At 74.1% G+C, this 5618-nt stretch carries 4 protein-coding genes; 3 read left to right on the top strand and 1 reads right to left on the bottom strand.

Translation table 11 applies throughout. The annotated features are described in order from the left end of the window. On the bottom strand, nt 1–1753 hold a 1753-nt coding region (locus GCU69_RS33265), incomplete at its 3' end, for a condensation domain-containing protein (RefSeq protein WP_156206959.1). Nucleotides 1754–2065: 312 nt separating this feature from the next. On the opposite strand from GCU69_RS33265, the gene rpe reads away from it, so the two are divergent. The 3 genes from rpe to GCU69_RS21885 all read left to right on the top strand — a co-directional run bounded on the left by rpe (nt 2066) and on the right by GCU69_RS21885 (nt 5591). Further along, nucleotides 2066–2752: a ribulose-phosphate 3-epimerase gene (rpe, locus tag GCU69_RS21895; protein ID WP_098750879.1), complete on the top strand. Its 687-nt coding sequence runs from the start codon at nt 2066–2068 to the stop codon at nt 2750–2752. Nucleotides 2753–2942: 190 nt separating this feature from the next. After that, nucleotides 2943–3932: a sugar-binding domain-containing protein gene (locus tag GCU69_RS21890; RefSeq protein WP_235978620.1), complete on the top strand. Its 990-nt coding sequence runs from the start codon at nt 2943–2945 to the stop codon at nt 3930–3932. 219 nt (nt 3933–4151) lie between these two features. Then, nucleotides 4152–5591 carry a GuaB1 family IMP dehydrogenase-related protein gene (locus GCU69_RS21885; protein WP_170315905.1) on the top strand — a complete coding sequence of 480 codons (1440 nt, stop codon included), beginning with the start codon at nt 4152–4154 and terminating at the stop codon, nt 5589–5591. The last annotated feature ends 27 nt before the right edge of the window (nt 5592–5618 follow it).

Raw genomic sequence — 5618 nt, 5'->3', positions numbered from 1 at the left:
CGGGGTCGAGGGGGACGTAGGCGGCGCCTGCTTTGAGGACGGCGAGGAGGGCGACGACGAGTTCGGCGGAGCGGGGGAGGGCGACGCCCACGCGGTCCTCGGGGCCCACGCCGTGTCCGGTGAGTGAGCGTGCGAGCCGGTTGGCCCGCCGGTTCAGTTCCCCGTACGTCAGCTCCTCGTCGCCGAAGACCACGGCGACCGCCCCGGCCGAGCGCGCCGCCCGCGCCTGGAACAAGTCCACCAGGGTCCGGGTCTCCGGCGGCCGGCGGCGGGCCTCCGTGCCCGCGCCGCCGAGCAGCGCCTCCCGCTCCTGTGGGAGGAGCAGCTCGGCCTGCCCGATCCGGTCGCCGGGTGACGCGCCGGCCATCCAGTGCAGCAGGGAACGGAACCGGCGGGCGTTGGCCGCGTTGGCCTCCGCCGTGTACGAGGCGGGGTTGGCGTCGAAGGCCAGTTCCACACTGCCGTCGTGCGCCCGGTCGTAGACGTTGACGGCGAGGTCGTCGACCGGCCCCGCCGACAGGCTGTGCGGGGTGACGGCGCAGTCCCCGAACCCCGCCCCGTAGCCGAACGACAGGACGTTCACGACCGGCCCGAAGAGCGCTCCGGTGTCGGCGGCACGCTGGTCCCGGGCGATGTCCTCGTAGCGGTAGCGCTGGTGGCGCATGGCGCCGCGGACGGCTTCCGACACCTGGCGGAACAGCTCTTCCAGGGTCGTCCCGGGACGCAGGGAGAACCGGATGGGGAGGATGTTGGACGTCATCCCGGGGACGGCCTTCCGGGCGGCCCCGGTCCGGCCGGGGGCGGGCATGCCCAGGACGATGTCCTCGGCGCCCGTCATCCGGTGCAGACAGGCCGCGGTGGCCGCGATCACCAGCCCGGACAGGCTCGTGCGGAATCCGCGTGCCGCCGTCTTCAGCCCGGCGACCTCGGCGGCTCCGAGCCGCTCGACGTGCCGGATGTGGGGCAGCAGGTTGCGGTCCGGACGGCGGCCGCCGAGGGTGACCGCCTCCGGCCGCCCCGCGAGGGCCTCCCGCCAGAACGCGGCGTCGGCCGGGAGGGCGTCACCGGCGCGGTACGCGGCGTCGGCGGCCACCAGCACCTCGAACGGCGCGAGGGCGCCGTCGCCGATGTCCGGGGAACCGCCGCGCAGCAGCGCGTTGTAGACCTGCGCCACCCTGTTCGCGATGACGGAGCCGCTGAGTCCGTCGACGGCGATGTGGTGGGCGCGCTGGTACCAGAGGTACCGGTCCGGGGCCTCCCGGAACAGCGCCTCGGTGAACAGCGGGCGCGCGAGCCCGCCGGGCCGGCGCAGCTCCTCCCACATCCAGCGCTCGGCGGCGGCCCGCGGATCCGCCTCGTGGCTCACGTCCACGATGTGCAGCGGCCAGTCCCGGGAGACGTCGACGCGTTGGCGGACCGTGCCGTCGGCGCCCTGGGTGAAGCGGACGTGGAAGGACTCCGTCTCGCTCAGGGCCCGGCGCAGCGCCCGGGCGAAGAGGTCCGGGTCGAGGTCTCCGGTGATCTCCAGATACTCGGCGGTCTGGTAGCCGGGACTGTCGGGGGCCAGCCGCTGCCCGTACCAGACGGAGAGCTGGGCGGCCGTGAGCCCGTACTCCTGCCCGTGCCGCCCGTTCCCCCTCCCGTTCCCCTGCTCCTGCTCCGGCGCGTGCTCCGGCCGGTGCTCCGGCCCGTGCCGCCCGTGCCCCTGGCCGTTCCGCTGCCCGTGCTGCTGGATCGTGCAGTTCCGGTCCACGCCCTTGCCACCCCGTTCTGTCGGCTCTTCTCCCGGCCGCCGGACACAGCCGGACCGGCCGGGCTCGGAGCGGAAGTCGGCGTCGCCCGAGAGGAACGCTAGGGAGGGGCCGCGACCGGAACCAGCTTCTTAAGCGCTCGGTGAAAGACCCCCTGCCCGGGGGCGGACCGGCCGCCGGGCCGCGCCTCCTCCCGGGGGCCGCCCGGAGGGAGCCGTTCTCGGACAATGATCACGGGCGGTTGGGGCCGTACGGTCATGGAATGCCGGAAAACGGCGTCGGCGGACCGCCGCCCGGCATGGCAGGCTGTCCCCATGGCCGTGCAGATCAACCCCAGCATTCTCTCCGCCGACTTCTCCCGCCTCGCGGAGGAAGCGAAGGCCGTCGAGGGCGCCGACTGGCTCCATGTCGACGTGATGGACAACCACTTCGTCCCGAACCTCACCCTCGGTGTGCCGGTGGTCGAGTCGCTGGCGAAGGCGTCGGAGACCCCGCTGGACTGCCATCTGATGATCGAGGAGCCGGACCGCTGGGCGCCGGCCTATGTGGAGGCCGGGGCCGGTTCGGTCACCTTCCACGCCGAGGCCGCCGCCGCTCCGGTCCGGCTCGCCCGTGAGATCCGGGCCAAGGGAGGCAGGGCGTCGATGGCGCTCAAGCCGGCCACCCCGATCGAGCCGTACGAGGACCTGCTGCCCGAGCTGGACATGCTGCTGGTCATGACGGTCGAGCCGGGCTTCGGCGGGCAGGCGTTCCTCGACATCATGCTGCCCAAGATCCGCCGCACCCGGGAGCTGATCTCCAAGCACGGCCTGGAGCTGTGGCTCCAGGTCGACGGAGGGGTCTCGGCGAGCACCATCGAGCGCTGCGCGGAGGCCGGTGCCGACGTGTTCGTCGCCGGTTCCGCCGTCTACGGCACGGACGACCCGGCGGCGGCGGTGCGCTCCCTGCGCAACCAGGCCACCGAGACCATCGCGGCCGCCGGATGGGCCTGCGGGCACTGATCCGGCCGTGCGGGGGCACCGTTCGGTGAACTCCGGTGAACTCTCGGTCGGCGCTCAGCGCCTGCGGCCGCTGGGCGGCCGCGGAGTCTGACAGGATGAGCGGCGGGCCCCCGGGGCGGGACCCGGCGCGACAGCAGAACAGCGGAACAGTGAGGAGATCGCGGTGTCGACGGGCCGTTCAGCCATGCGGATGGGACCCGCTGAGCTGGTGCAGGCGGCGGCCATGGCCCGCCGCTTCTACCTCGAGGGAAAATCCAAGATCCAGATCGCCGAGGAGTTCGGCGTCAGCCGCTTCAAGGTCGCCCGGGTCCTGGAGACCGCGCTGGAGCGCGACCTCGTACGAATCGAGATCCGGGTGCCCGCCGAGCTGGACGCGGAGCGCTCCGACGCGCTGCGCGCCCGCTACGGACTGCGGCACGCCGTGGTGGTCGAGTCGCCCACCGACGCGGAGGACGACGGCGTCGACCCGGAGAACCTCGGCGAGGTCGCGGCCGACCTGCTCGGCGAGCTGGTCACCGAGGGCGACGTGCTGGGACTGGCCTGGGGCCGCTCGACCATCCACATGGCGGCCGCCCTCGACAAGCTGCCGCCCTGCACCGTGGTCCAGCTGACCGGGGTGTACGACGCGGGCACCGCCGAGCGCGGCTCCGTCGAGGCCGTACGCCGTGCCGCGGCCGTCGCGGGCGGCGAGGCCTACCCCATCTATGCGCCGATGCTGCTGCCGGACGCCACCACGGCCGCCGCGCTCCGCAGCCAGACCGGGATCGCGCGGGCTTTCGAGCATTTCGACAAGGTCACCGTCGCCGCCGTCTCCATCGGTTCCTGGGAGGCCGGCATCTCCACGGTCCACGACATGCTCTCGCCCGAGGAGCGTGCCCACTACGCCTCGCTGGGCGCCGCCGCCGAGATGTCCGCACACCTGTTCGCCGCCGACGGCCGCCGCATCGGGCGTGACCTGGGGGAGCGCTGCATCACCGTCGAGGCCGACCGGCTGCGCCGCATCCCGGAGGTCGTCGCCATCGCGGGCGGCCGCCGCAAGGCCGAGGCCGTCGACGCGGTGCTCCGCTCCGGGCTGGTCACCAGCCTGGTCACGGACACGGCCGCCGCCGACCACCTGCTGCACGAGGCCGGCCCGCAGCCGCGCCCGGCCCTGGACCGCGCGGACCCGGACGGCTCGTAGGGCCCGCCGCCGGCCGTGGGCCCCGGCGGGTGTCCCCCCGGACGACGGCTGTCCCCGGACGGCCGGCGGGAGCCGGGAGGGCGCAGGCGGAGACCCGCTCCGGCACTCGTGGGGGCCGGGCGGGCGGCCGCCCGTTCGGAGTTTCCGCCGGGCCGCCCCGGCCGGTCCTGTGGGATCGTCCCGGGGCCGTGCGGGCAGCGCCGTGGGACACTGAAGTACGTGCGTTTTCTCAATGATCTGAAGCCGTCCTACGACCTCACGTACGACGATGTGTTCATGGTGCCGAGCCGTTCCGCGGTCGGCTCCCGTCAGGGCGTGGACCTCGCGTCCCCCGACGGGACGGGCACCACCATCCCGCTCGTGGTCGCCAACATGACCGCGATCGCCGGCCGCAGGATGGCGGAGACCGTCGCCCGCCGCGGCGGGCTCGTCGTCATCCCGCAGGACATCCCGCTGGATGTCGTCACCGAGGTCATCGGCTGGGTCAAACAGCGGCACCACGTCCTCGACACCCCGATCGTCCTCGCCCCCACGGGCACCGTGGCCGACGCCCTGTCCCTGCTGCACAAGCGGGCGCACGGCGCGGGCGTCGTCGTGGAGGACGGCCGGCCCGTCGGTGTCGTCACCGAGTCCGACCTCACCGGCGTGGACCGCTTCACCCAGCTGTCCGAGGTCATGTCCACCGAGCTGCTGCTGCTCAACGCCGACATCGAGCCGCGCGAGGCCTTCAACCGTCTCGACGCGGCCCACCGCAAGCTCGCGCCCGCCGTCGACCGGGACGGCCGGCTCGCCGGCATCCTCACCCGCAAGGGCGCCCTCCGCGCCACCCTCTACACACCCGCCACCGACGCGGACGGCCGGCTGCGCGTCGCCGCCGCCGTCGGCGTCAACGGCGACGTCGCGGGCCGCGCCAAGGCGCTTCTGGAGGCCGGCGTCGACACCCTGGTGGTCGACACCGCGCACGGCCACCAGGAATCCATGATCAGCGCCCTGCGGGCGGTCCGCGGCCTCGACCCGCGGGTGCCGGTCGTCGCGGGCAACGTCGTCGCGGCCGAGGGCGTGCGCGACCTGGTCGAGGCCGGGGCCGACATCGTGAAGGTGGGCGTCGGCCCGGGCGCCATGTGTACCACCCGGATGATGACCGGCGTCGGCCGGCCGCAGTTCTCCGCCGTGGTCGAGTGCGCCGCCGAGGCGCGCCGGCTGGGGAAGCACGTCTGGGCCGACGGCGGGGTGCGGCACCCCCGCGACGTGGCGATGGCCCTCGCCGCGGGCGCCTCCAACGTCATGATCGGCTCCTGGTTCGCGGGCACCTACGAGTCCCCCGGCGACCTCCAGCAGTCCGCCGACGGGCGGCTGTACAAGGAGAGCTACGGCATGGCCTCCGCCCGCGCCGTACGGAACCGCACCAGCGAGGAGTCCGCCTACGACCGGGCCCGCAAGGGCCTCTTCGAGGAGGGCATCTCCACCTCCCGGATGTTCCTCGACCCGGCCCGCCCCGGTGTCGAGGACCTGATCGACTCGATCATCGCGGGCGTCCGCAGCTCCTGCACCTACGCCGGAGCCGGGTCCCTGGAGGAGTTCCACGAGCGCGCGGTGGTCGGCATCCAGAGCGCGGCCGGATACGCCGAGGGCAAGCCGCTGCACGCCAGCTGGCTCTGACGCGGGCGGGGGCCTCCGGGGCGGGCG

The sequence above is a fragment of the Streptomyces lycii genome, assembly GCF_009735685.1.
Taxonomy (GTDB): Bacteria; Actinomycetota; Actinomycetes; order Streptomycetales; family Streptomycetaceae; genus Streptomyces; species Streptomyces lycii.
Note: the sequence above shows the minus strand (reverse complement) of the source record. Positions and strands in the feature narration are given on the sequence as shown.